This is a genomic window from Hymenobacter aerophilus DSM 13606 (genome assembly GCF_000382225.1).
In the GTDB taxonomy this organism is placed as follows: Bacteria; Bacteroidota; Bacteroidia; order Cytophagales; family Hymenobacteraceae; genus Hymenobacter; species Hymenobacter aerophilus.
The window spans coordinates 1-21,901 of record NZ_KB907816.1; the positions used below are offsets into that span (position 1 = coordinate 1).

General features: G+C 60.4%; 22 protein-coding genes. 14 read left to right on the top strand and 8 right to left on the bottom strand.

Annotation, left to right across the window (positions count from 1 at the left end; translation table 11 throughout):
- Positions 1-250 (top strand): transposase (locus tag H145_RS0112700; RefSeq protein ID WP_019948535.1); only part of this gene is annotated, 250 nt, incomplete at its 5' end.
- 61 nt (positions 251-311) lie between these two features.
- On the opposite strand, the gene H145_RS0112705 is transcribed toward H145_RS0112700, so the two are convergent.
- The 3 genes from H145_RS0112705 to H145_RS0112715 form a co-directional block, all read right to left on the bottom strand.
- A complete protein-coding gene (locus tag H145_RS0112705) occupies positions 312-1,940 on the bottom strand; it encodes an acyl-CoA carboxylase subunit beta (RefSeq protein WP_019948536.1) in 1,629 nt (542 codons plus the stop codon).
- A gap of 251 nt (positions 1,941-2,191) precedes the next feature.
- Positions 2,192-3,196 (bottom strand): MlaD family protein, encoded by a 1,005-nt coding sequence (locus H145_RS21210; RefSeq protein ID WP_019948537.1) that lies wholly within the window; start codon positions 3,194-3,196, stop codon positions 2,192-2,194.
- A 60-nt stretch (positions 3,197-3,256) separates the two neighbouring features.
- Positions 3,257-3,970, bottom strand: coding sequence for an N-acetylmuramoyl-L-alanine amidase family protein (locus H145_RS0112715; protein ID WP_019948538.1), 714 nt, complete (start codon positions 3,968-3,970; stop codon positions 3,257-3,259).
- Between the two features lie 187 nt (positions 3,971-4,157).
- On the opposite strand from H145_RS0112715, the gene H145_RS0112720 reads away from it, so the two are divergent.
- The 8 genes from H145_RS0112720 to rplS all read left to right on the top strand — a co-directional run bounded on the left by H145_RS0112720 (position 4,158) and on the right by rplS (position 12,836).
- Positions 4,158-7,109, top strand: coding sequence for a putative LPS assembly protein LptD (locus H145_RS0112720; protein ID WP_157541519.1), 2,952 nt, complete (start codon positions 4,158-4,160; stop codon positions 7,107-7,109).
- Between the two features lie 248 nt (positions 7,110-7,357).
- On the top strand, positions 7,358-8,173 hold the full coding sequence (panB, locus tag H145_RS0112725) for a 3-methyl-2-oxobutanoate hydroxymethyltransferase (protein WP_019948540.1): 816 nt from the start codon (positions 7,358-7,360) through the stop codon (positions 8,171-8,173).
- Between the two features lie 127 nt (positions 8,174-8,300).
- Positions 8,301-9,008: an RluA family pseudouridine synthase gene (locus tag H145_RS0112730; RefSeq protein ID WP_019948541.1), complete on the top strand. Its 708-nt coding sequence runs from the start codon at positions 8,301-8,303 to the stop codon at positions 9,006-9,008.
- 327 nt (positions 9,009-9,335) lie between these two features.
- On the top strand, positions 9,336-10,091 hold the full coding sequence (locus H145_RS0112735) for an acyl-CoA desaturase (RefSeq protein ID WP_019948542.1): 756 nt from the start codon (positions 9,336-9,338) through the stop codon (positions 10,089-10,091).
- Positions 10,092-10,307: 216 nt separating this feature from the next.
- Positions 10,308-10,883 carry a 30S ribosomal protein S16 gene (locus H145_RS0112740; protein ID WP_019948543.1) on the top strand — a complete coding sequence of 192 codons (576 nt, stop codon included), beginning with the start codon at positions 10,308-10,310 and terminating at the stop codon, positions 10,881-10,883.
- Between the two features lie 57 nt (positions 10,884-10,940).
- Positions 10,941-11,564, top strand: a complete 624-nt coding sequence (rimM, locus tag H145_RS0112745) for a ribosome maturation factor RimM (RefSeq protein ID WP_019948544.1) — start codon at positions 10,941-10,943, stop codon at positions 11,562-11,564.
- An 11-nt stretch (positions 11,565-11,575) separates the two neighbouring features.
- Complete coding sequence (gene trmD / locus H145_RS0112750) at positions 11,576-12,250, top strand: tRNA (guanosine(37)-N1)-methyltransferase TrmD (RefSeq protein WP_019948545.1); 675 nt, start codon at positions 11,576-11,578, stop codon at positions 12,248-12,250.
- A gap of 202 nt (positions 12,251-12,452) precedes the next feature.
- Positions 12,453-12,836, top strand: coding sequence for a 50S ribosomal protein L19 (gene rplS, locus H145_RS0112755; RefSeq protein ID WP_019948546.1), 384 nt, complete (start codon positions 12,453-12,455; stop codon positions 12,834-12,836).
- A gap of 186 nt (positions 12,837-13,022) precedes the next feature.
- Here the strand turns inward: rplS and H145_RS0112760 are convergent, their stop codons facing one another.
- Positions 13,023-13,448: a hypothetical protein gene (locus tag H145_RS0112760; protein WP_019948547.1), complete on the bottom strand. Its 426-nt coding sequence runs from the start codon at positions 13,446-13,448 to the stop codon at positions 13,023-13,025.
- A gap of 157 nt (positions 13,449-13,605) precedes the next feature.
- Here H145_RS0112760 and H145_RS0112765 point away from each other — a divergent pair, with 157 nt between their 5' ends.
- Positions 13,606-14,190 (top strand): inorganic diphosphatase, encoded by a 585-nt coding sequence (locus tag H145_RS0112765; protein WP_019948548.1) that lies wholly within the window; start codon positions 13,606-13,608, stop codon positions 14,188-14,190.
- 85 nt (positions 14,191-14,275) lie between these two features.
- Here the strand turns inward: H145_RS0112765 and H145_RS0112770 are convergent, their stop codons facing one another.
- Positions 14,276-14,986 carry a hypothetical protein gene (locus tag H145_RS0112770; protein ID WP_019948549.1) on the bottom strand — a complete coding sequence of 237 codons (711 nt, stop codon included), beginning with the start codon at positions 14,984-14,986 and terminating at the stop codon, positions 14,276-14,278.
- A gap of 238 nt (positions 14,987-15,224) precedes the next feature.
- Here H145_RS0112770 and H145_RS0112775 point away from each other — a divergent pair, with 238 nt between their 5' ends.
- The 3 genes from H145_RS0112775 to H145_RS0112785 all read left to right on the top strand — a co-directional run bounded on the left by H145_RS0112775 (position 15,225) and on the right by H145_RS0112785 (position 17,325).
- Positions 15,225-15,632: a 6-pyruvoyl trahydropterin synthase family protein gene (locus H145_RS0112775; protein WP_019948550.1), complete on the top strand. Its 408-nt coding sequence runs from the start codon at positions 15,225-15,227 to the stop codon at positions 15,630-15,632.
- Positions 15,625-16,302, top strand: a complete 678-nt coding sequence (folE, locus tag H145_RS0112780; RefSeq protein WP_019948551.1) for a GTP cyclohydrolase I FolE — start codon at positions 15,625-15,627, stop codon at positions 16,300-16,302. Before H145_RS0112775 ends, folE begins: the two co-directional genes overlap by 8 nt.
- A gap of 111 nt (positions 16,303-16,413) precedes the next feature.
- Entirely contained in the window at positions 16,414-17,325 is a 912-nt protein-coding gene (locus H145_RS0112785) for a TIGR01777 family oxidoreductase (RefSeq protein ID WP_019948552.1), read from the top strand.
- Between the two features lie 407 nt (positions 17,326-17,732).
- Here the strand turns inward: H145_RS0112785 and H145_RS0112790 are convergent, their stop codons facing one another.
- A complete protein-coding gene (locus H145_RS0112790; RefSeq protein WP_157541521.1) occupies positions 17,733-20,120 on the bottom strand; it encodes a transglycosylase domain-containing protein in 2,388 nt (795 codons plus the stop codon).
- 171 nt (positions 20,121-20,291) lie between these two features.
- Between H145_RS0112790 and H145_RS0112795 the strand changes: the two genes are divergently transcribed.
- Entirely contained in the window at positions 20,292-20,843 is a 552-nt protein-coding gene (locus tag H145_RS0112795) for a hypothetical protein (RefSeq protein WP_019948554.1), read from the top strand.
- Here H145_RS0112795 and H145_RS0112800 read toward each other — a convergent pair.
- Both H145_RS0112800 and H145_RS0112810 read right to left on the bottom strand, forming a co-directional pair.
- A complete protein-coding gene (locus H145_RS0112800; RefSeq protein WP_019948555.1) occupies positions 20,833-21,189 on the bottom strand; it encodes a hypothetical protein in 357 nt (118 codons plus the stop codon). The two genes, H145_RS0112795 and H145_RS0112800, sit on opposite strands and share 11 nt — an antisense overlap.
- Before the next feature lie 385 nt (positions 21,190-21,574).
- Entirely contained in the window at positions 21,575-21,802 is a 228-nt protein-coding gene (locus H145_RS0112810; protein WP_019948557.1) for a hypothetical protein, read from the bottom strand.
- Between the last annotated feature and the right edge of the window lie 99 nt (positions 21,803-21,901).

Below are 21,901 nucleotides of genomic sequence, written 5' to 3' on the forward strand. Positions count from 1 at the left end.
CCATAAACTTAGTGGGGTAAAACAGTGGCTAGCCGGGCGGGGCGTGGAACTGCTGTTTCTGCCGCCCTACTCGCCCGACTTCACCCCCGTCGAGCAGGCTTGGAGCAAGCTCAAAACCAAGCTACGGGCGGCACAGGCCCGCACCCGCGAGGCGTTAATCGACGCGCTGCAAGAGGCCGTCAACTGGATTACCAGCGCTGATGCGCTCGGGTGGTTCAACCACTGCGGCTATCACGTCGCACAAGCGTAAAGATGGGCTAGATGTTCACGAAACCGCTATATACACTTATCCAGACTTATACAATTACCCATCACACCTGAATAACCCCCACATTGTACGCCTTCTCAATGGGCGCGTGGTTGGCCATGCTGATGCCCTGGGAAATAACCTTGCGGGTTTCGCGGGGGTCGATGATGGCATCGACCCAGAGGCGGGCGGCGGCGTAGTAGGGCGAGAGTTGCTCGTCGTAGCGGGCCTTGATGGTGTCGAGCAGCTCCTTCTCGGCTTCGGGCGTGATTTCCTGGCCCTTGGACTTAAGCGAGGCCACCTGAATCTGGAGCAGCGTGTTGGCGGCTGCCGCGCCGCTCATCACGGCCAGCTGGGCCGTGGGCCAGGCCACGATGAGGCGCGGGTCATAGGCCTTGCCGCACATGGCGTAGTTGCCGGCGCCGTAACTGTTGCCCACGATTACCGAGAACTTGGGCACCACGGAGTTAGCCATGGCATTCACCATCTTCGCCCCGTCCTTGATAATGCCGCTGTGCTCACTTTGCGAGCCCACCATGAAGCCCGATACGTCGTGCAGGAACAGCAGCGGAATCTTCTTCTGGTTGCAGTTCATGATGAAGCGCGCGGCCTTGTCGGCCGAATCGGAGTAGATGACGCCGCCCATCTGCATGGCGCCCTTCTTGGTTTTCACGATTTTGCGCTGGTTGGCCACGATGCCCACTGCCCAGCCATCAATGCGGGCCAGCCCGCACAGTAGCGTCTGGCCGTAGAGGTCCTTGTAGGGCTCAAACTCCGAGTTATCGACCAGCCGGTTGATGATGTCCATCATGTCGTAGGGCTTGGCGCGGTCGGCGGGCAGCAACCCCAGGATTTCCTCGGGGTTTTCTTTGGGCAGCGCGGGCTCCTTGCGCGAGAAACCGGCCGTAGCCTGGCCGCCGAGCTTGTCGAAGATGTTGCGCAGGTGGTCGAGGCACTCCTCGTCGTTGGCGAACTTGTAATCGGTCACGCCCGAAATTTCGGAGTGGGTAGAAGCGCCGCCCAGCGTTTCGTTGTCGATGCTCTCGCCGATGGCCGATTTCACCAGGTAGGAGCCCGCCAGGAATACCGAGCCGGTGCCGTCCACAATCATGGCTTCGTCGCTCATAATGGGCAGGTAGGCCCCGCCGGCCACGCAGGGGCCCATAATGGCGGCCATCTGCACGATGCCCATGGAGCTCATCACGGCATTGTTGCGGAAGATGCGGCCGAAGTGCTCCTTGTCGGGGAAAATCTCGTCCTGCATGGGCAGGTACACGCCCGCCGAATCGACGAGGTAGATGATGGGCAGCTTGTTTTCGATGCTGATTTCCTGGGCCCGCAGGTTTTTCTTGGCCGTAATCGGAAACCAGGCGCCCGCCTTCACGGTGGCGTCGTTGGCCACCACCACGCACTGCCGGCCCTGCACCCAGCCAATCATCACCACCACGCCGCCGCCGGGGCAGCCGCCTTCGGCCTCGTACATCCCGTCGCCGGCAAAGGCCCCGATTTCCACGCTGTCGGCACCCTCATCGAGCAGGTAAGCAATTCGCTCGCGGGCCGTGAGCTTGCCTTTGGCTTTGTGCTTGGCCATGCTTTTCTCGCCGCCGCCCAGCGCCACGCGCTTTTGCCGCTGCGAAAGTTGAAACAGGAGTTGCTTGAGGCTGTCTTCGTTCTTGTTGAATTCGAGGTCCATTGCGTGGGTGGGAATGAGTAGGTGGGATGGGTAAGGTTAGCTTTTTATCTAAATGTCATGCAGAGCGCAGCGAAGCATCTCGCGTGCTGACGTTGAAGTTACTTCGGCAACGTCAGCACGCGAGATGCTTCGCTGCGCTCTGCATGACGTTCTTCGGTGTTCATTACCAGTTCAGATACCAGTTAAAACCAAAGAAATCCGCCTGGGTGGGCGGATTTCAAAGGTAAGCAGATTGGCGAAAGCCGGCCGGGCTATTTCACCGTTTTGGTTTCCACTTCGGTTTCGATAGTCGTGCCGTTGGGCTTGGTAACGGTGGTTTCGACTTCCTTCTTCGACTTCTTGCCGCCGCCGAATACCGAGAAGTGCACGTATTTCTTGGGGTTGGCCTGCAAATCGGAAATCAGGGCGTTGGAGCTGGCCGCAGTGGCGTTGAGGTTGCGGTAGAGCGTGCTGTCGGAGAGCAGCTTGCCCAAAGAGCCCTGCTGGTCGGAGAGCGAGCGGTTGAGCGTCGTAACGGCACTCTGGGCCTCGGTCATGGTAGCGTTGAGCTTGCGCATGGCCGGACCGATGGGCGCATCCTTGAGCGAGTCGCTGAGCACGGCGAAGTTGGCGGCAATGCGGTCGAACTTCTGGCTCGTCTTGTTCAGGTCGGCCGTAAGGCGGGCCATGTTGGTGGTGATTTCGTTGACGTTGCGCTGGTTGAGCAGCAGCAGGTTTTTGAGGCTCTCGGTGGCGGCCTGGCTGTTGAGCAGCGTGGCCTGCAAGCTCAGGCGGGCGTCTTTGCTGAGGAAGGCATTCACCTTGGTCAGCGTCGAATCGACGGTGCCGAGCACCGGCAGGGCCTTGGCCTGGAAGGCGTCGGTGAGGCTGGCCACGGTGTACGATTTCAGCTCCTCGCCGCCGTCATACACTTTCGAGTTGCGACCCAGAAACAACGTGATGGTTTTCGAGCCCAGCAGCGAGCCGCTCAGGCTGGCCACCGTCGAGTCGCCCACCACAATGCCTTTCTGGAGCTCCACGGCCACTTTTACGCGGTTGGCCTCGTCGGGCAGCAGCTCCATCTGCTTCACCTGGCCCACCTTCACGCCGTTCAGAATGACGGGGTTGCCCACGGCCAGCCCGTCTACGTTGTCGTATTTGGCAAAGTAAGTACGGTCCGACGACAGAATATTACTGCCTTTCAGGAAGTTAAAACCGAAAATAAGTAGCGCCACGGCCACAATGCCCAGCAGGGCCACTTTTATTTCTTTGGACACGGGAGGTCGCGGTTATATGGATAGTGAGTCAGCAAGCGGGGCCGTAGTTGCACGGCCCGGCTAGTCGCCCGAGCCGATTTCCAGCTCCTGCTTGTATTCGCGGAAGGCCTGGTAGATACCCGAGGCCATATACGCCTGATTGGTTTTATCGTTCAGATAGATCTCTTCCTGCCGGTTGGTCAGAAAGCCCGACTCAATCAGCACCGAAGGCATAGCCGATTTCCAGAGCACCAGAAAACCCGCCTGCTTCACGCCCCGCGAGGGTCGCTTGAGCGTGGTGCGGAACTGCCGGTCGACCTTCTGGGCAAAGCGCAGGCTGTTGACCATGTAGGCGCTCTGGAACAAGCTGAACAGGATATGACTCTGGGGTGAGGTGGGGTCGAAGCCGTTGTACTGCTCCTTGTAGTTGTCTTCCTGCAGAATAACCGAGTTTTCGCGCTTGGCCACGGCCAGGTTGGCGTCGGTTTTGTGCGGGCCCATCGTCCAGACTTCGGTGCCGTGGGCCGAAGGCGAGGCGGCGTTGCAGTGGATGGAGATGAACAGGTCGGCGTTGTGATTATTGGCGATGTTGGCGCGGTCGGCCAGCTCCACAAACACGTCGGTTTTGCGGGTGTACACCACCTTCACGTCGGGCATTTTCGTCTCGATTTCCTTGCCCAGGGCCAGCACCAGCTTCAGCGCCACGTCGGCTTCGCGCGCCGATACGCCGGCGCAGCCGCGGTCTTTGCCGCCGTGGCCGGCGTCGAGCACCACCGTCCGGAGCTTGTAGCGCACGGGCGGGGGGGCTGCCGACCGCGGGGCCGGAGTGAAGGGAGATGTGAATTCGGCGAAAAGAAGGAGGGCCGCCGTGCCCAGAGCGACAATATTCCGCACGGTGTTCGTTAGTTGAGGTAGCTACCGGCTACCTTTGCAAACCGCTACAAAATAAACGATAAATAACTACGTGGCCCCATTCGCGCCTGTGTTTCATCTAGTAACACGCTTATTCGGGCACCGGCCGGTGCAGCTGGTGGTGCTTACGCTGCTGCTGAGCCTGGGGTTGCTGGCCGCGCCCGCCCGGGCCCAGCAGACGCCCGCCCCGAAGACGCCGGTGCGGCAAAAGCCGCTGCCCGCCCAGCAGGTGCCCCACCCTACCCCGCCGCCCGGCACGGCCGTGTCGCCAGCCACCAACGTGCCCGGCGACGTGCGCCCACTGCCCACCATCGTGAACCCGCCCAAGCCCGACGGGCGGGTGCGCACCGACACCACCGGCCTGCAGGTGGGCGGCACGCCCGATTCGCTGGGCGTGGCCGCCGGCCGCAAGGGCGCCGTGGAAACCACGGTGGTCTACAAGGCCCAGGACTCCATCCGGTTCGAGGTGCAGAACAAGCGCGCCATCCTCTACGACAAGGCCGACGTAACCTACGGCGACGTGAACCTGAAGGCGGCCCTGATTACGGTGGACTATGAGCGTAACCTGGTAACGGCCGAGGGCGCGGCCGACTCGACGGGCAAGGTGCAGGACCGGCCGCTGTTCACGCAGGGCGCCGAAACCTACCAGGCCGGCCGCATCGACTACAACATCAAAAGCAAGCGCGGCCGCATTACCGATGTGGTGACCAAGCAGGGCGAGGGCTTCATTCATGCCGATAAAATCAAGCGCCAGCCCAACGGCGACATCAACGGCCTGCATGGCAGCTACACCACCTGCAACCTCGAACACCCGCACTTCTACATCAACGCTTCCAAGATGAAGCTCATCCCCGGCCAGCAGGTGATTACGGGGCCTTTCAACCTGGTTATCGGGGATATTCCGACGCCGCTGGGCTTTCTGTTCGGCTACTTCCCGACGCCCAAAACCAACAAGCGGGCCTCGGGCCTGATTATCCCGACGTTCGGGCAGGCGGCCGACCGCGGCTTTTTCCTGCGCAACGGCGGCTACTACTGGGCCGCCAACGAGCACATCGGCGTGCGCCTGACGGGTGACATTTACGCCGGCAACGGCGACCGGTTTGGGGGCTGGCGGGGCACGGCCGAGATGCAGTACATCACCCGCTACAAGTACGACGGCCTGTTTTCGTTCGGCTTCAACTCGCAGCCGATTGAGCGCATCTTCAACAGCACCGACGCCAACACCGACCCCACGTACAAGCCGCCTACTTCGTCGAACTCATTTATGCTTTCGTGGCGGCATACGCCGGTGCCGCGGCCGGGCGGCGGCCGTTTCTCGGCCAGCGTGAACCTGCAATCGAGCGACGGCTCGTACCAGCGCAGCTCTACGTTCAATACGCGCAACTACCTGAGCGCCTCGTTTCAGTCGAACATCAGCTACTCCAAGCAGCTGCGCAACCTGCCCATTAACTACTCGCTGCAGCTCAGCCAGACCCAGGACACGCGGCTGGGCACCATGACGGCCAACCTGCCCGACGTTTCGGTGGGCCTGGCCCGGCAGTACGTGTACGATATTCTGAAGCTGCAGCCCCGCAAGGCCTACGAGCAGTTTGCATTTTCCTACAACCTCACGTTCCGTAACAGCCTCAGCAACAACGTGCCGGCCCGCCTGCTCAACAACGGTACTATTCCGCTGCTGGGCGGCTCGCGCGAGCCCTTCATTGTGCCCATCAAGCTTGGCAACCTGAACCAGTTGCTACGCAACTCCCAGACGGGCATGAAGCACGATTTCAACATCACGCTGGGCAGCTACACCATCAAGCACATCAATATCAGCCCCGGCGTCACGTACAACGAAACCTGGTATTTCAAGAAGCTCGACTACAGCTACAACCCGCTGGCCCGGGCCGTGGCCATTGATACGATGGTGGGCCTTTACCGCCTGCCCACGGGCTCGGGCAACCTCAACCTGAACACGTCGTTTTACGGCACCTGGATTCGCAAGGGCAACCGCAAGATTCAGGCCCTGCGCCACAAGGTGACGCCCAGCATCGGCTACAGCTATGCGCCGGGGCAGCTGGGCCGCAACCCCTTCCAGAGCGTGCAGCTGGGCAACCTGCGTGACCCGGCCACAGGCCAGCTCTATTCTGATATCGAATTGTATAAGAAGAATGGGGTGCCGTTTTCGCAATTCAACAACTTTATCTACGGCGTACCGCTCAACAACTCCAACAACCGGCTGTCATTCCAGCTGCAGAACTCGGTGGAAATGAAGGTGCGCAACTCCGACGACACCACCGGCACAGTACCCTTCAACAAAGTGGCCCTGATCCGGGACCTGACGTTTTCGGGCGGCTACGATTTGGGGCGCGACACTTTTCAGCTCGACCCCATTTCCTTCTCGTTCAACACCGAAATTGCCCGCAAGCTCACGGTATACATCAACGGCCAGCTCAACCCCTACCAGCAGGATTCGCTGGGCCGGCTGCGCGACAAGTACCTGTGGCAGCAGTCGAAGGTGCGGCTGTTACGCCTGACGGGCGCCAGCATGAACCTGGCCTACCAGTTCAACCCCAGCCAGGGCGGCCGCAAATCGGCCATCAAGCGCGATGTGGCCCCCGTGAATGACCCGCAGCTGGGCGCCGTGACACCGCTCAACCCGTACGAGGACTACGTGAACTTTGAGATTCCGTGGGAGCTGAACACCACGTTCGGCCTGACTTACCAGAACCAGGGGCCGCTGCCGGCCCGGCCCGGCCGGGTGCGCAAGGGCCCCTACACGGCCGCTTCGCTCAACCTCAACGGCTCGGTGAAGCTGACCGAAAGCCTGCGCTTCGGCTTCAGCTCCAACTACGACTTCGTGAACAAAACGCCGGCCTTCACCCGCCTCGACCTGACCAAGGACCTGCACTGCTGGCAGATAAACGGCACCTGGACGCCCTTCGGCCCGGCCCGCGGCTACTTCATCACCATTGCGGCCAAATCGGCGCTGCTGCAAAGCCTCAAGCTGAGCCGTAACCGCACCTTCCTCAACAACCTGTAGCTTTTTAGCTGTTAGCTGACAGCTATCAGCGGTTAGCTTTGCGCACATCTTCTGAAAAAACCGCAGCTTTGCTTTCCCGCTCCGACAAGACCCGGCAAGCTTGAAGCCGGCCGATTACTTTGCAGCCTCCCAATTCCCCTGCTACTTGCTCGTGAGCACAGGCAGATTGCGCGGCGCTAAAGCAGACCGGAACTACTATTCAGAACCTCAGCTAACGGCCATCAGCTGGCAGCTAACAGCTAAAACCCATGTCCATACACAAGGAAGTAAAGATCGTAACCACGCATCAGCTGCTGAGCATGAAGGAGCGCGGCGAGAAAATCTCCATGCTCACGGCCTACGACTTCTCGATGGCCCAGATTCTCGACGGTGCGGGCGTCGATGTGCTGCTCGTCGGCGACTCGGCCTCCAACGTGATGGCCGGCCACGAAACCACGCTGCCCATCACCCTCGACCAGATGATTTACCACGCCCAGAGCGTGGTGCGGGCCGTGAAGCGGGCGTTCGTGGTGGTCGATATGCCGTTTGGCTCCTACCAGGGCAACTCGTCGGAGGCGCTGCGCTCGGCCATCCGCATCATGAAGGAGTCGGGCGGGCACGGCATCAAGCTGGAGGGCGGCGCCGAAATCAAGGACAGCATCACCCGCATTCTCACGGCCGGCATTCCGGTGATGGGCCACCTGGGGCTTACTCCGCAAAGTATTTATAAATTTGGCACGTACTCGGTGCGGGCCAAGGAAGAAGTGGAGGCCCAGAAGCTCATCGACGACGCCCTGCTGCTGCAGGAAATCGGCTGTTTTGCCCTCGTGCTGGAGAAAATTCCGTCGGGCCTGGCCAAGCGCGTGGCCGAGCAGCTCACCATCCCCGTCATCGGCATCGGCGCCGGCCCCGACGTGGACGGGCAGGTGCTGGTGGTGCACGACATGCTGGGCATCACCAAGGAGTTCAAGCCGCGCTTTTTGCGCCGCTACGCCGACCTGGGCGACGCCATGCACGACGCCGTGCAGCGCTACATCAGCGACGTAAAATCGCGCGACTTCCCCACCGCCGACGAAGCGTATTAATTTAATTAGTAATGAATAATTAATAATTAGTAATTGGCATTGAAGCCGGCTTACGCTTGCCTTGTTGCAAACAGTGGCTGTTCTTTTAATTCCTAATTACTAATTATCAATTATTAATTAACACTCAGTGAACCGTCCCAACCTGTGGTCGGAGCAGAAGGAAATTCTGTTCGAAGACAACCATCTGCTCATCATCAACAAGCCCGCCGGCCTGCTCGTGCAGGGCGACGCCACCGGCGACGAGCCGCTGTCCAACAAGGCCGAGGAGTACCTGCGCTTCAAGTACAAGAAGCCCGGCGCGGCCTTCGTGGGCGTAGTGCACCGGCTCGATAGGCCCGTGAGCGGCGTGGTGGTGCTGGCCAAAACCAGCAAGGCCCTCAGCCGCATGAACGAGCTGTTCCGCGACAACAAAATCAGCAAAACCTACTGGGCCCTTACCGGCAAGTGCCCCGCCCCCACCGAGGGCCACCTCACGCACTGGCTGGTGAAAGACCCCATCCGCAACGTGGTGAAAGCCTACTCCGAGCGCCACGGCCAGGGCCAGAAGTCGGACCTCGACTACAAGGTGCTGGGTGAGGCCGGCAGCCGCTTTCTGCTGCAGGTAAACCCCATCACGGGCCGGTCGCACCAGATTCGGGTGCAGCTGAGCACCGGCCTGGGCACGCCCATCGTCGGCGACGTGAAGTACGGTTTCCTGGCCCCGCTGCCCGACGTGAGCATCGCCCTGCACGCCCGGGAATTGGTCTTCAAGCACCCGGTTACGAAGGATGATATGCACATCGTGGCCCCGCTGCCCGATATCGCCCATTGGGAAGCTGCCGAGGCGTATTATTAATTTTGAGCTGTTAGCTGAAGGAACGTCATTCAGAGCGAAGCGAAGAATCTCGCGTGCCAAAGTAATCCTATCATCAGGAGTTACCATTGCACGCGAGATTCTTCGCTTCGCTCTGAATGACGTTCTGGTTTTCCGACGTATTCGGTTCTCACCCCTACTGGCTCCCCAACAACATTATGACCTTTTGGGCAGGGAAATTGCACTGGCGGCGGGGGTAGCCGTAGTTTTGCGGTATGGTTGCTGAACTTATATAGCATTTCCGCGCTTTGCTGCCTGTATGCTCCGGCGGCATCTCCCCGAGACCTCCTCACCTTTTCTGCCCTTTTCATGGCAATACTCGTTTTCTTCGTCGCGCACTACTACCTGTCGCTGTTCACCCAGACGTTTTACCTGCACCGTTACGCGGCGCATAAGATGTTTACGATGAACAAGTTCTGGGAGAAATTCTTCTTCCTGTTCACCTACATCTGCCAGGGCTCCTCGTTCCTGTCGCCACGGGCCTATGCGCTGCTGCACCGCATGCACCACGCCTACTCCGACACCGAGCTCGACCCGCACTCGCCGCTGTACTCGTCGAACGCTTTCACGATGATGTGGAAGACCAAGAACATCTACAACGCCGTGCTCAACCGCAACTACGAAGCCGCCGAGCGGTTCGAGGGCGACTACCCCGAGTGGAGCCTCATCGAGAACCTGGGCGACAAGTGGTACTCGCGTTTGGCTTGGGGCACGTTCTACGTGCTGTTCTACGTGAACTTCGCCACGGCCTGGTGGCAGTTCCTGCTGCTGCCGCTGCACTTTCTGATGGGCCCGATTCATGGCGCCATCGTGAACTGGGGCGGCCACAAGTACGGCTACCAGAACTTCGACAACCACGACCACTCCAAGAACACGCTGCCCTTCGACTTCCTGGCCTTCGGCGAGCTGTTTCAGAACAACCACCACAAGCTGCCCATGCGCGTCAACTTCGGCGTGAAGAAGTGGGAGCTGGACCCGACTTACGCCTTCATCTGGGCGCTAGACAAGGTGAAAATCGTGAAAATCAAGCGCAAGTGGCAGGAAAACGTGCAGATGGCTGCTTAGTTAGCTGTTAGCTGTTAGCTGTTAGCTGGCTACTGAATTGTAGTGAAAAGGGTTTCTCCGCATGGAGAGACCCTTTTTCATTGGCTTGGGCTTGGCCGCAAGCCAACTCCGGCTAAATTAATCAGCGTAATCAGCGTAATCCGATAAATCAGTGATTACCTTTGCACCTCATTTTCAACCAGACGCACGGGATGCGTCGCTTAACCCCACCGGTTTATGGCAGTTAAAATCCGCCTCGCCCGCCGCGGCCGCAAGAAGGCCGCAATGTTCGACATCGTTATTGCTGACTCGCGCGCTCCGCGTGATGGTCGCTTCATCGAGAAAATCGGTACCTACAACCCCCAGACCAACCCCGCCACCATCAATTTCGATGGTGAGAAGGCGTTCGACTGGATTATGAAAGGTGCCCAGCCCACCGACACCGTACGGGCCATGCTCTCGTACCGCGGCGTGCTCTACCGTAAGCACCTGCAGCTGGGTGTTATCAAGGGCGCTATTTCGCAGGAAACTGCCGATGAGCGTTACACCGCCTGGAAAGAAGACAAGGATGCCAAGATTGAAGGCAAGCGCACCAGCCTCGGCACCGCCAAGGAGGACGCTCGTCAGCAGCGTCTGGCCGCCGAAACCAAGGTAAAGGATGCCCGTTCGGAGGCTCAGCGCGCCAAGCAGGCCGCCATCGACGCCGCCAACGCCCCGGCTCCCGTAGCCGAGGAAGCCACGTCGGAAGCCGAAGGCGAAACGACCGAAGCCGCTGCTTCGACCGAGGAAACCACCGAAGCCGCCGCCGAATAGTTAGCGAGCTGAGCAGCTGGAAAGCACCAATGCCGCCAAGGCGCTGATTCTTTCCGGTTGCTCAGCTTCTATCGCGCCAAGCACCACCCCGCCATGAAACTCGACGACTGCTACCAGCTGGGCTCCCTCGGGAAGCCCCACGGCCTGAAAGGGTTTGTGGTGGCCTTCTTCGACGTGGACGACCTCAACGACTACCGCAAGCTCCAAACGGTGTGGCTGGAAATGCCCGCCGCCCCCGGCAAGCTGGTAGCCTACGACGTCGAGAAATTTCAGCCCCAGACCGATAACAAGGTCCTGTTCAAGCTGAAAGGCATCGACCGGATTGAGGACGCCGAACCGCTGCGCAACGCCAAACTCTGGCGCCCGCTGGCCGAGCTACCCGCTCTGGCCGACGACCAGTTCTACTTTCACGACGTGGTAGGTTACCTCGTGGTGGATGAGGCGCTGGGCGAGCTGGGCACCGTGGAAGCCTTCTACGAACTGCCCCGGCAGGACGTGCTGGGCATGCGCTACCAGGGCCAGGAAGTCCTGATTCCGGTGGTGGATGAGCTGGTGCTGCGCGCCGACCAAACGGCCCGTCGCCTGCTGGTGAAGCTGCCCGACGGTTTGCTCGACGTGTACCTGAGCCCTTCCTCGCCCAACGACGAGCAGGATTCGGATGACGACGAGCCGGCCGCGTAACCGTTCAACTGATGCGGATCGACATTGTCACGTGCCAGCCGGATTTGCTGGTCAGCCCCTTTGCGCATTCCATCGTGAAACGCGCTCAGGAAAAAGGTCTGGCCGAAATCCATCTGCACGATCTGCGCCGCTACGCCATCAACAAGCACGGCCAGATTGACGATTACGTGTTTGGAGGCGGAGCCGGCATGGTGTTGCGCGTGGAGCCGATTGCCGCTTGTTTCGACGAGTTGCTGGCCCAGCGCCCGTACGATGCCGTCATCTACCTCACGCCCGACGGCGAAACCCTGCGCCAGCCGCTGGTCAACCGTCTGTCGCTCAGCGGCAACTTACTGTTGCTGTGCGGGCACTACAAGGGCGTGGATGAGCGGATTCGGCAGGCCTACATCACCCACGAAATCAGCGTCGGCGACTACGTATTGAGCGGGGGTGAGTTGGGCGCGGCGGTGCTGATAGATGCGGTGGTTCGGTTGCTGCCCGGTGTGCTGGGCAACGAAGAATCGGCCCTGAGCGACTCGTTTCAGGATAATCTCCTTTCGCCGCCCATCTATACCCGGCCCGCTGAATGGCGCGGCCAACCGGTACCAGAGATTCTTCTTTCGGGCAATACTCCGAAAATTGACATCTGGCGCCACGAACAGGCCCTGGCCCGCACTCAACAGCGGCGCCCGGACTTACTAGAGTAGTGAAATGGTGAGCTGGTGAAATGGTGAGTTTTATGTTCCAGGAGCCTGTCGGCAACCCGGGTGCATTTAGGACCACAAGAACATAAAACTCACTATTTCACCAGCTCACCATTTCACCATTTAAAAACAGAGCGCTATATTTGCGCCTCTTTACCAGAAACCCTCGGGGCGGCGCGACCGTCCTTTATAGTCTTTTTCAGCCATGAGCGTACTACTCGATTTTATTGAGCAAGAGTCCCAGGAGCGCCGCGCCAGCTTCCCCCGGTTTGCCGCCGGCGACACCATCAACGTCCACGTGAAAATTCGCGAGGGCAACAAGGAGCGCGTGCAGCAGTTCCAGGGCGTTGTTATCCAGCGCAAGAACGCCAGCACCAACGGCGAAACCTTCACCGTGCGTAAAATCTCGAACCAGATTGGTACCGAGCGGATTTTCCCCCTCCTCTCGCCCAACATCGAGAAAGTGGAAGTTATCCGTCGTGGTAAGGTGCGTCGCGCCCGTCTGTACTACCTGCGCGGCCTGTCGGGCAAAGCGGCTCGTATCAAGGAGCGTCGCCTGAACGCCCCCAAGGAAGTAGCCGCCGCGTAAGCAGCGTTGCTTTCAACACAAAAAGCCGGCTCCCTACAAGGGGAGCCGGCTTTTTCTATGTGGTATCGGTAGTATTGCTTTATGTCATCCTGAGCGGAGCGAAGGACCTATACAGAAGCTAACGTCAATTATACCTTCTGTATAGGTCCTTCGCTCCGCTCAGGATGACACAAGGAATAAGCGGACCTACTTGTTCTGGGCCGAATCCTGCTTCAGATCCTGGGCCGGCGTGTTTTCGTTGCTGCCGCGAAGCTGCTTGGCGGCGGCGCCCAATGCCTCGCCGAGCTTGGTGATGCGCTCAGCCGTGTTAGGGTTGTCGGCGAAGATGGCGGCCGATACGGTGTTGGCGCCCAGCCGGGCCATCAGGCGGGTAACGGTATCCTGGTTGACGGCGCCGCCGCCGAAGTGGGCTTTCAGGTCCTGCAGGTCGACTACAATCTGGTGCAGCTGGGGATTGTCGACATCCTTGAGGTCTTCAATCCAGCGCTGGAAGTGGTTGTCGAGGCCGGCACGGCTGGCTTCGGCCTGCAGGTCATTGCCGAGCAGCGTAATGGCGCCGTCGAGGTGAACCTGGTGCTGGGTATCGTCTTTGGGAATCTTGTGAAAGGACATGCGGAGAGTGGTTGGGGCCGCCGGGCGGCCGGTTGAAAAGTGTCTTTTTGGCAAACGCGGCCCTTCCGCTAAAGGTTGTGCGTACTTTCGGGCCGGCGGCGCTACTTTCGCCGGGCTCCCCCGGCTGACTGCGGGGCAGCTGGATACCCTTTTTGCCATGCGCCGACACGCCTTCCTTTTCTGCCTGCTGCTGGCCGGTTGCGAGCCGCGCTACGCCGATTTGCCCACTTTTTCGGCCGAGCGTAAGCTGCTGCAGCTGGTGGTAGAAACGCCCGCCGGCACCAACCGCGAGCAGCGCTACAACCCGGCCACCAATGCCTTCGAGCCGCGGCGGCTGGCGGGACTGGCGGCCGTGGTCGAGTTTCTGCCCGCTCCCGGCAACCTGGGCTTCGTGGCCGGCACCAGTTCGCCCGCTACGGCCCAGGGCCAGCCCGTAGCGCCCCTGCCGGCGTTGCTGCTGGCCGAGAGCCAGCCCACCGGCACGGTGCTCGAAGTGCTGCCCATTGCCCTGCTTACGCTCGATATAAACGGCCAGCTACGGCCGCTGGTAGTGGCCGTGCCGGCCCGGCCCAGCCAGCGCATCCTGCCCGAGGCCACCGACTGGGCCAGCCTGCGACGCGTTTACCCCGGCGTGCAGCCCTTCGTCGAACTCTGGTTTCGCCACCGCGCGCCCAACACGCGCATTGTGGGCTGGAAAGACGAGAAAGCCGCCAGCCAGCTCATCCGGCAGTGGATGCGCTAAGCTGGCGGCCACCGGGCAGCACACGCAAAAGCGCCCCGTCGGTTGTACCGACGGGGCGCTTTCTATACCTATTAAGCTACTGGGCTTACTGAATCTTGTTCAGACGCTCCTTTACGGCTTCCAGGGCCACGCGCATGTTCACGATGTCGGCGCGGGCACCCTCCTGCTCTTTCAGGTTGGTATCTACCTGGTTGTTGAGCTGCTGCAGCTCGGCCGCGTTCTGGGCCAGCTGCTGCTGGATTTCGATTTTCTTCTGCTTGTTCTTTTCGATGTCCTTCTTGTAGGCATCGGCCTTGGCAATAACGGCAATGTGCTGGGTTTGGGCCTGCTCCAACGACTTCTCGGCGGCCATCACCTGCACGGCCATGTCTTCACGGTAGAGCTTGCGGGAGAAGTCCTTCAGGTAGCCTTCGGCGGCAGTCCACTGCACGGGCGTGGCCTCCTTGCTCAGGTAGGCGTTGCCCAGGTCAATCGACCACCAGATGGTGGTGCCCGTAGGCACGGCATCAACCTTGCTGATGACGCGCACCGGCGTTTTAGACAGCGCATCGATGACTACGCCGTCCATCGTGTAGATGCCCTTATCGGCTTTCACCTTGTTGCCAAACTGCTCGTCGAGCTGTTTCTTCCAGGATTCTTCTACCCTTTTGCTGTCGAGCTGCATGGAAACCCGCTGGCCTTTGCGCGGGATGCCTTTGATGGCCATTTCGGTTTCGTCAACCTGGGCAGACTGTGCGAAGCCGGTTACCGACGATACCAGCACCAGCAGCAGCGGAAAAAGTATGCTTCGTTTCATAAGGGGAACAATTGATTGAAAAAGAAAAGCTTGCGCAACAAGGTTGTAGCCGAAAAAAAGCTCTCCGACTGACCAAATTTAACCAGCCTGCGTGCATGTTGCTACACCCGGCTTTGTTTTTTTTCGGGAAATTAGACTTTTAGGGGAAATTTACTATATTAACTTATTTATATGATAAACTTATTCCTCGCCTTACTTTGCGAAACAAAAGCCTCGCGGGCGGGGTTGCCTGCTCACTATGACCATAACCATCTGCCGCCAGGAACACTTCAACGCCGCCCACCGTTTGCACAATCCGGCCTGGTCGGAGGAGCGCAACCAGCAGGTGTTCGGCAAGTGCAACAACCCGAACTACCACGGCCACAATTACCAGCTGATTGTGCGCCTGACGGGTGAAATAGACCCGGAAACCGGCTACGTGTACGACATGAAGCGGCTGAGCGACCTCATCAAGCGGGAGATTCTGGATACCTTTGACCACCGGAATCTGAACTTGGATGTGGCTGATTTCCGCGACCTCAACCCCACGGCCGAAAACATTGCCGTGGTAACCTGGAACCGGCTCCGGCCGCACCTGGCCGAGAACCTGGCTTTGTCGGTTACGCTGTACGAGACCGAACGCAACTTTGTAGAATATCATGGATAACCTGCCCCTGTCGGTAGCAGCCGGCGACGCTGCCGCTACCACCGACGCCCAGCTTCCTCCCGACCTGCGCACCCCATTGCGAACCGACGCTTTTGAGCTAAGCGAGGAAGCCAAGATTGAGGCCATCAGCGGCCACTTTCGCGAAATTATGCAGCTGCTGGGCCTCGACCTGACCGACGATAGCCTGGCCGGCACGCCCCGGCGAGTGGCCAAAATGTACGTGCAGGAGTGGTTCCGGGGCCTCAACCCCGCCTACCACCCCGAGGTGCGCCTGTTTGAGAACCGCTACCAGTACCAGCAGATGCTGGTGGAGCGCGATATTACGCTGTTCTCGTGCTGCGAGCACCACTTCGTGCCTATCATCGGCAAAGCCCACGTGGCTTACCTGCCCGGCGAGCACGTGGTGGGCCTGAGCAAGCTGAACCGCGTAGTGCAGTACTTTGCCCGCCGCCCCCAGGTGCAGGAGCGCCTCACGCGCCAGATTGCCGAGGAGCTAAAAAACAGTCTGGGCACCAACGACGTGGCCGTGCTCATTGAGGCCGACCACCTGTGCGTAATGAGCCGGGGCGTGAACGACACGAGCAGCAGCACCCTCACGGCCGAGTACGGCGGCGCCTTCGGCCAGGATGCCAGCCTGCGCCAGGAGTTCCTGCGCCTGATTGGCAAATAGAGCTGTTAGCTGTTGGTACGGAACTCCGTAGTAGCTTGCGGCGCTGATTACGATTTTCACTTAAAAACATAAGCTAACAGCTAGTAGCTGTCAGCTATCAGCTCCATACATATGTCGCGTAAAGTTCTGATTACGGGAGGCACCGGTATGATTGGAACCCGGCTGGCCGAAATGCTGATTGACGGCGGCTACGAGGTGGCCCTGCTCAGCCGTACGCCCGGCGACAACCGCTACTTCAGCTTCCGCTGGGACCCGCTGGCCGGCACCATCGATCCGGCGGCCGTGCCCTACGCCGACTTTATCGTGAACCTGGCGGGCAGCAGCGTGTCGGACGGCAAATGGACGGCCGAGCGCAAGCAGCAGATTCTGTCGAGCCGGGTGGCGGGCACGCAGCTGCTGGCCCGGGAGCTGCGCAAACCCGGCCACCACGTGCGCGGCTTCGTGTCGGCTTCGGCCATCGGCATCTACGGCGACCAGGGCGATCAGCTGCTGACGGCGGAAACCCCGCCCCCGGCCGACGACTTTCTGGCCACCGTATGCCGGCAGTGGGAAGAAGCCGCCGAATACGTGGAGCAGGACGGCATCCGCACGGCCATTCTGCGCATTGGCATTGTGCTCAGCCCCGAGGGCGGCGCGCTGGTGCCGCTGGCCCGCACCGTGAAGCTGATGGCCGGTGCCCCGCTGGGCTCGGGCAAGCAGTATATGTCCTGGATTCACCTCGACGATTTGTGCCGGCTCTTCATTCGGGCCATTGAAGACGAGCAGTGGCGCGGCGTGTACAACGCCGTGGCGCCCCACCCGGTTACCAACAAGGAGTTCACCGAAACCCTGGCCGAGGTGCTGCACCGCCCGCTGGTGCTGCCCAAAGTGCCCGAGTTCGGCCTGAAGCTGATGATGGGCGAGATGAGCGAAATCGTGCTGGCCTCGCAGCGCGTGAGTGCTGAAAAGGTGCTGGGCCTGGGCTTCCGGTTCGAGTACCCGACGCTGAAACCGGCGCTGGAATCGTTCTACGGGGAGGAATAGCCTGGCCCATCGCGCGAAAACTGCTCTTCCAGCAGTCAACAGCATTCACCTGCCAGTCTATTAACCCAACCTGCCCGCATCCGAAGCGTATCGGAACGCTCTTAGAGGGTGTGGAAACGCATCCGAGGGATGTGGAAATGTATTAGAGGGGTGTCGGAACGCATTCGAGGGATGTGGAAATGCATTCGAGGAGTATCGGAACGCATTCGAGGGATGTGGAAATGCATTCGAGGAGTATCGGAACGCATTCGGGGAGTATCGGAAAGCTCTCGAAGAGTGTGGAAACGCATTCGAGGGGTGTCAGAACGGTGTAGAGACGCGACCCATCGCGTCTCGTCGTTGAACGGCGACGCCTGACGGGCAACATCAGCAACGCCGAGACGCGATGGGTCGCGTCTCTACATGGCCTACAGCTTCAGGCTGTCGGGAATGGCGATGGCGCCCCGGTTGATTTGCTCCAGCAGATTATCCACCACGATGCTGTCGACGGGCTCGGGGCGGCGGCGGGGTTCGGCCGTGACGCACTGGTACTTCTTGCTGATTTTGACGGTGGGCTGCGGAAACGGGCCCATTTTGATGTCCAGCTCGGGGTCTTTGTAGAGCTTCTCCATGTAGGTACCGAAAATGGGCAGCGCCGTGCGGCCGCCCTCGCCCTGCTGCGAGCCTACGAAGTGGATGCTGCGGTCTTCGCCGCCCACCCACACGCCGGTTACCAGGTCGCGGGTGATGCCCATGTACCAGCCATCGGAGTAGTTGCTGGTGGTGCCGGTTTTGCCGCCAATCTGGTTGTTCTTTTTCCAGAGCTCGTAGTCCCAGAGGGCCTGCGAGGTTCCGCCCGGCTCCTCCATGCCACCGCGCAGCATGTAGGTCATCAGCCAGGCCGTTTCGGCCGGAATCACGCGCTTCTGGCGGGGGTCGAACTGCACCAGCACGTTGCCGCTCTGGTCTTCGATGCGGGTGATGAGCATGGGCTCGGGCCGGAAGCCCTGGTTGACGAAGGTGCTGTAGGCATTCACCATCTCGTACACGCTCACATCGCCGCCCGAGCCCAGGCCGATGCTCGGCACGCCCAGCAGCTTGCTCTTGATGCCGACTTTGTGGGCGTACTTGGCCACGTTGTCCCAGCCGACTTTCTCGGTGAGCTGGGCCGTGACGGAGTTCACCGAGCGGGCCATGGCGTAGCGCAGCGTCATGTTCATACCGGTGTACTCGCGCGTTACGTTGTCGGGCTTCCACTCCATGGGCTCGCCGTTTTCCACGTACTTGATGGTCACGCGCTCATCCCGAATTCGGTCGCAGGGGGCGTAGCCGTTGTCGAGGGCCGTCAGGTACACGAAGGGCTTGAAGGTGGAGCCGGCCTGGCGCTTGCCCTGCTTCACGTGGTCGTACTGGAAAAAGCGGTAGTCGATGCCGCCCACCCAGGCCTTGATCTGGCCCGTGAAGGGGTCCATCGTCATCAGGCCGGCGTGCAGGAAGTGCTTGTAGTAAGCCAGCGAATCGAGCGGTGAGAGCATGAGCGTGGTGTCCCGGTCGCCTTTCCAGGTGAACACCTTCATGGGGCGCTTGGCGTGCAGGGCCGAATCGAGGCGCTCGGGCTGGCCTTTGTAGCGGGCGGCTAGGCGCTTGTATTGCTGGGTGCGCTTTATCTGGGTTTCGATGAAGTTGGGAATCACCTTGCCGCTTTCGTCCACCCAGGGGTCGGTGCCGCGGTTGCGCCAGAACCGGTCGAAGGTCTGCTGCAGGCTCTTCATCTTCTTGTCCACGGCCTCCTCGGCGTAGCCCTGCATGCGCGAGTCGATGGTGGTGTACACCTTCAGCCCGTCGCGGTACAGGTCGTAGCCGTTGGCCTTGCACCACTCGTTGGCCTTCTGGCTGATGGCGCTGCGGTAGTAGGTTTCGGGGCCATCGACGTGCTTTTCGACCTGGTATTGCAGCACGATGGGCGTGGCCTGCTCGGCGGCCACCTGGGCGGCCGTCAGCTCGCCGGCCTGGCCCATGCGGGTCAGCACCAGGTCGCGGCGGCGCTTGGCAGCCTCGGGGTGGAACTGGGGATTGAAGGCGGTGGGGTTGTTGAGCATGCCCACCAGCATGGCCGCCTGCTCGATGGTAAGCGAATCGGGCGAGGTGCTGTAGAACGTTTTGGCGGCCACCTTCACCCCGTAGGCCTGCGAGCCGTACTCGACGGTGTTGAAGTACAGGGCCAGGATTTCGCGCTTGGTGTAGCGCCGCTCCAGCTCCACGGCCGTCAGCCACTCCTTGGTTTTGCTGATGATGGTGCCCACGAGCGGCACCCGGCCCAGCAGGCCGGTATTTTCCTTGCGGCGTGTTTTGTAGAGGTTTTTGGCCAGCTGCTGGGTGATGGTGGAGCCCCCGCCCCCGCTGCCGCCGGTAGCCACGCCCGCCACGGCCCGGGCAATGGCAATGGGGTCGATGCCCGAATGGTCTTCAAAGCGCACATCCTCGGTGGCTACCAGCGCCTTTATCAGCCAGGGCGACATTTTGCTGAGCGGCACCGGGCTGCGGTTTTCGCGGAAGTAGCGGCCCAGCAGCACCCCATCGGCCGTAAACACCTGCGAGGGCTGCTCGACGCGCGGGCTCTCCAGCTCCTCCAAACTCGGCGACTTGCCGAACAGGAACATGAAGTTCATGCTCACCAGAATCGGGTAAAGCAGAAACACGCCCAGCCCCACCACAAAACCGGCCCACAGCAGCCGGGAAACCCGGTTGGGCCAGCGGCGCCGGGGCCGGGTTGGGGTAGCAGAATCGGTTGGTTGAGAGGGCGTGGAAGCGGACATGCAGGGCGCGTGAGGCAGGCGGGGCCAGGCAAGCCGGCCGCGGGACTGCAAATATACCAGTTGCGGTCGGGCCGCCGGGAAAGCAACGCTATGTACTTTGGTCGGCAGATTCGCCTTCCCGAATTGCAAAGTGCTGTAGACCGGACTCCAGTCCGCTAATCTGCCTTAACTATGTTGCCAACTCCAACCATTCCGACGGCCTACGACGCCGCGGCTCGCGTCCAGCGGCACACTTGGCTCACAGTAGGCGGCGGGGCCGCACTGGTGCCGTTGCTGGTTGCGACATTTATTGTCGGCAGTGGCTCGGAACCATCGATAGGGAGTGGTTTCATCTTGTTTCTTCAAGTGAGTGCCTTGCTGCTAGTCGTGGGGATAGTACCGGCGCTATTATTTGCTTTCCTCCGGGAGCCAGCCATGCGGCGGCTATTCACTAAAACAAGCCAACTGATTCATCCCTGGGGCCGCGCTGTCATGCTTCTTACCGGTACATTATTCATTTTCCTGAGCTACGCTGCCGTTGCAGCCATACTCTTTTCACTGTATATGTGGCTGGAGGGGCCCGCGCACCGCCTGAGCTACTGGCAATACGTAACGAGCCAGTCTGATATGCTGGCTATCATCCGCATATTTTCCATTTTTGGGGCCCCCTGGCTGCTGGCGGCGCTGGTTTCGACCTGGTACGTCAACCGCGACTTGCTGCCGGGTAGCCAGTTCAGGAACTGACCATAAGGGCAATCAGCAAAGCAAACAGCGCAACAACCCCCGCGAGGTAGCCCCCGATGGTAACCAGACGCCAGAAGCTGCGCCACCACCAGCGCTGCACCTGAGAGATGAGCCGCTGAGCGGTGTAAACGCCCAACCACGGCAGCAGCGCCAGACAGAGCATCAACCCGGCCGCAAACCACGTTTCCGCCTGCGGATGATGCGGCCACAGCTCCGCCCGCAACAGCAGGTTCAGCCAGCTGAACCCCAGCAGCCCCAGCGTCCACCACGCCAGCCGCGGCACGGCCGGCAGCAGCGTCGCCCAGGCAAAGCGCCATAGTTGCGCGGTGTAAGAGCCGTTAACCATTAGTATTCGAGTAGTTATCGAAGCCGAGCATTGTGGGTTTAGCTCAGCAAACGATAATCAAGTCAATCAAAAAATCAGTCCATCACCTGGGCTATCATCCAAATCAGACCAAACGGCGGACTGAGTAGATGAAACAGTAGGCAAGGCACCAGCACTGCCCCGCGGTAGAGGTCTTGGCCGACGCGGGGCCGGGTACCGCGCCACAACGGCCGGGTAGCGCCTTGGAATACCAGCCAGTTGAGTCCTATCATGAGAAGGATAATATTCCCGCCGCCAAAAATGGTCGCCGGTAGCTGTAACCAAACTCCAATTAGGAGCAGCGCGGCTAGCAACACGGCCAGGCAGCGGGTGGGGGAAGTTGGATTGATGGGTTGCATAAGCGAAGTTACCGCGCCGCCAGTGCCGCGCCCGGCCCCCAGAGTAGCATCACGTGCAGCAGCGTCCAGAGGACGGAGCCCAGCAGCAGGGCCGCCGCGGGCAGCACTACGGCCAGCAGGCGCCAGCTGCGAGCGGGCGGCGTGGCGGCCCGCTCGCGCCAGGTAAGCAGCGTGGCCAGAATAACGATGCTGACCACGCACCAAAGCAGGCCGAGAAAAGTGAGGAAGAAGTTCATGGCTTTTGCAGTTAGGTATCGTTCTGTTATCCACCCCACCCCCCGGCCCCCTCCCCTCCGGGAGAGGGGGAGCCAGACGTAAATTCTGTCAGAACGCAC

Coding starts and splice junctions, on each gene's coding strand:
- H145_RS0112705 (WP_019948536.1), bottom strand. CDS start 1,940: ATGGACCTCGAATTCAACAAGAACGAAGACAGCCTCAAGCAACTCCTG.
- panB (WP_019948540.1), top strand. CDS start 7,358: ATGTCCATACACAAGGAAGTAAAGATCGTAACCACGCATCAGCTGCTG.
- H145_RS0112735 (WP_019948542.1), top strand. CDS start 9,336: ATGGCAATACTCGTTTTCTTCGTCGCGCACTACTACCTGTCGCTGTTC.
- H145_RS0112740 (WP_019948543.1), top strand. CDS start 10,308: ATGGCAGTTAAAATCCGCCTCGCCCGCCGCGGCCGCAAGAAGGCCGCA.
- trmD (WP_019948545.1), top strand. CDS start 11,576: ATGCGGATCGACATTGTCACGTGCCAGCCGGATTTGCTGGTCAGCCCC.
- rplS (WP_019948546.1), top strand. CDS start 12,453: ATGAGCGTACTACTCGATTTTATTGAGCAAGAGTCCCAGGAGCGCCGC.
- H145_RS0112760 (WP_019948547.1), bottom strand. CDS start 13,448: ATGTCCTTTCACAAGATTCCCAAAGACGATACCCAGCACCAGGTTCAC.
- H145_RS0112765 (WP_019948548.1), top strand. CDS start 13,606: ATGCGCCGACACGCCTTCCTTTTCTGCCTGCTGCTGGCCGGTTGCGAG.
- H145_RS0112770 (WP_019948549.1), bottom strand. CDS start 14,986: ATGAAACGAAGCATACTTTTTCCGCTGCTGCTGGTGCTGGTATCGTCG.
- H145_RS0112775 (WP_019948550.1), top strand. CDS start 15,225: ATGACCATAACCATCTGCCGCCAGGAACACTTCAACGCCGCCCACCGT.
- folE (WP_019948551.1), top strand. CDS start 15,625: ATGGATAACCTGCCCCTGTCGGTAGCAGCCGGCGACGCTGCCGCTACC.
- H145_RS0112785 (WP_019948552.1), top strand. CDS start 16,414: ATGTCGCGTAAAGTTCTGATTACGGGAGGCACCGGTATGATTGGAACC.
- H145_RS0112790 (WP_157541521.1), bottom strand. CDS start 20,120: ATGTCCGCTTCCACGCCCTCTCAACCAACCGATTCTGCTACCCCAACC.
- H145_RS0112795 (WP_019948554.1), top strand. CDS start 20,292: ATGTTGCCAACTCCAACCATTCCGACGGCCTACGACGCCGCGGCTCGC.
- H145_RS0112800 (WP_019948555.1), bottom strand. CDS start 21,189: ATGGTTAACGGCTCTTACACCGCGCAACTATGGCGCTTTGCCTGGGCG.
- H145_RS0112810 (WP_019948557.1), bottom strand. CDS start 21,802: ATGAACTTCTTCCTCACTTTTCTCGGCCTGCTTTGGTGCGTGGTCAGC.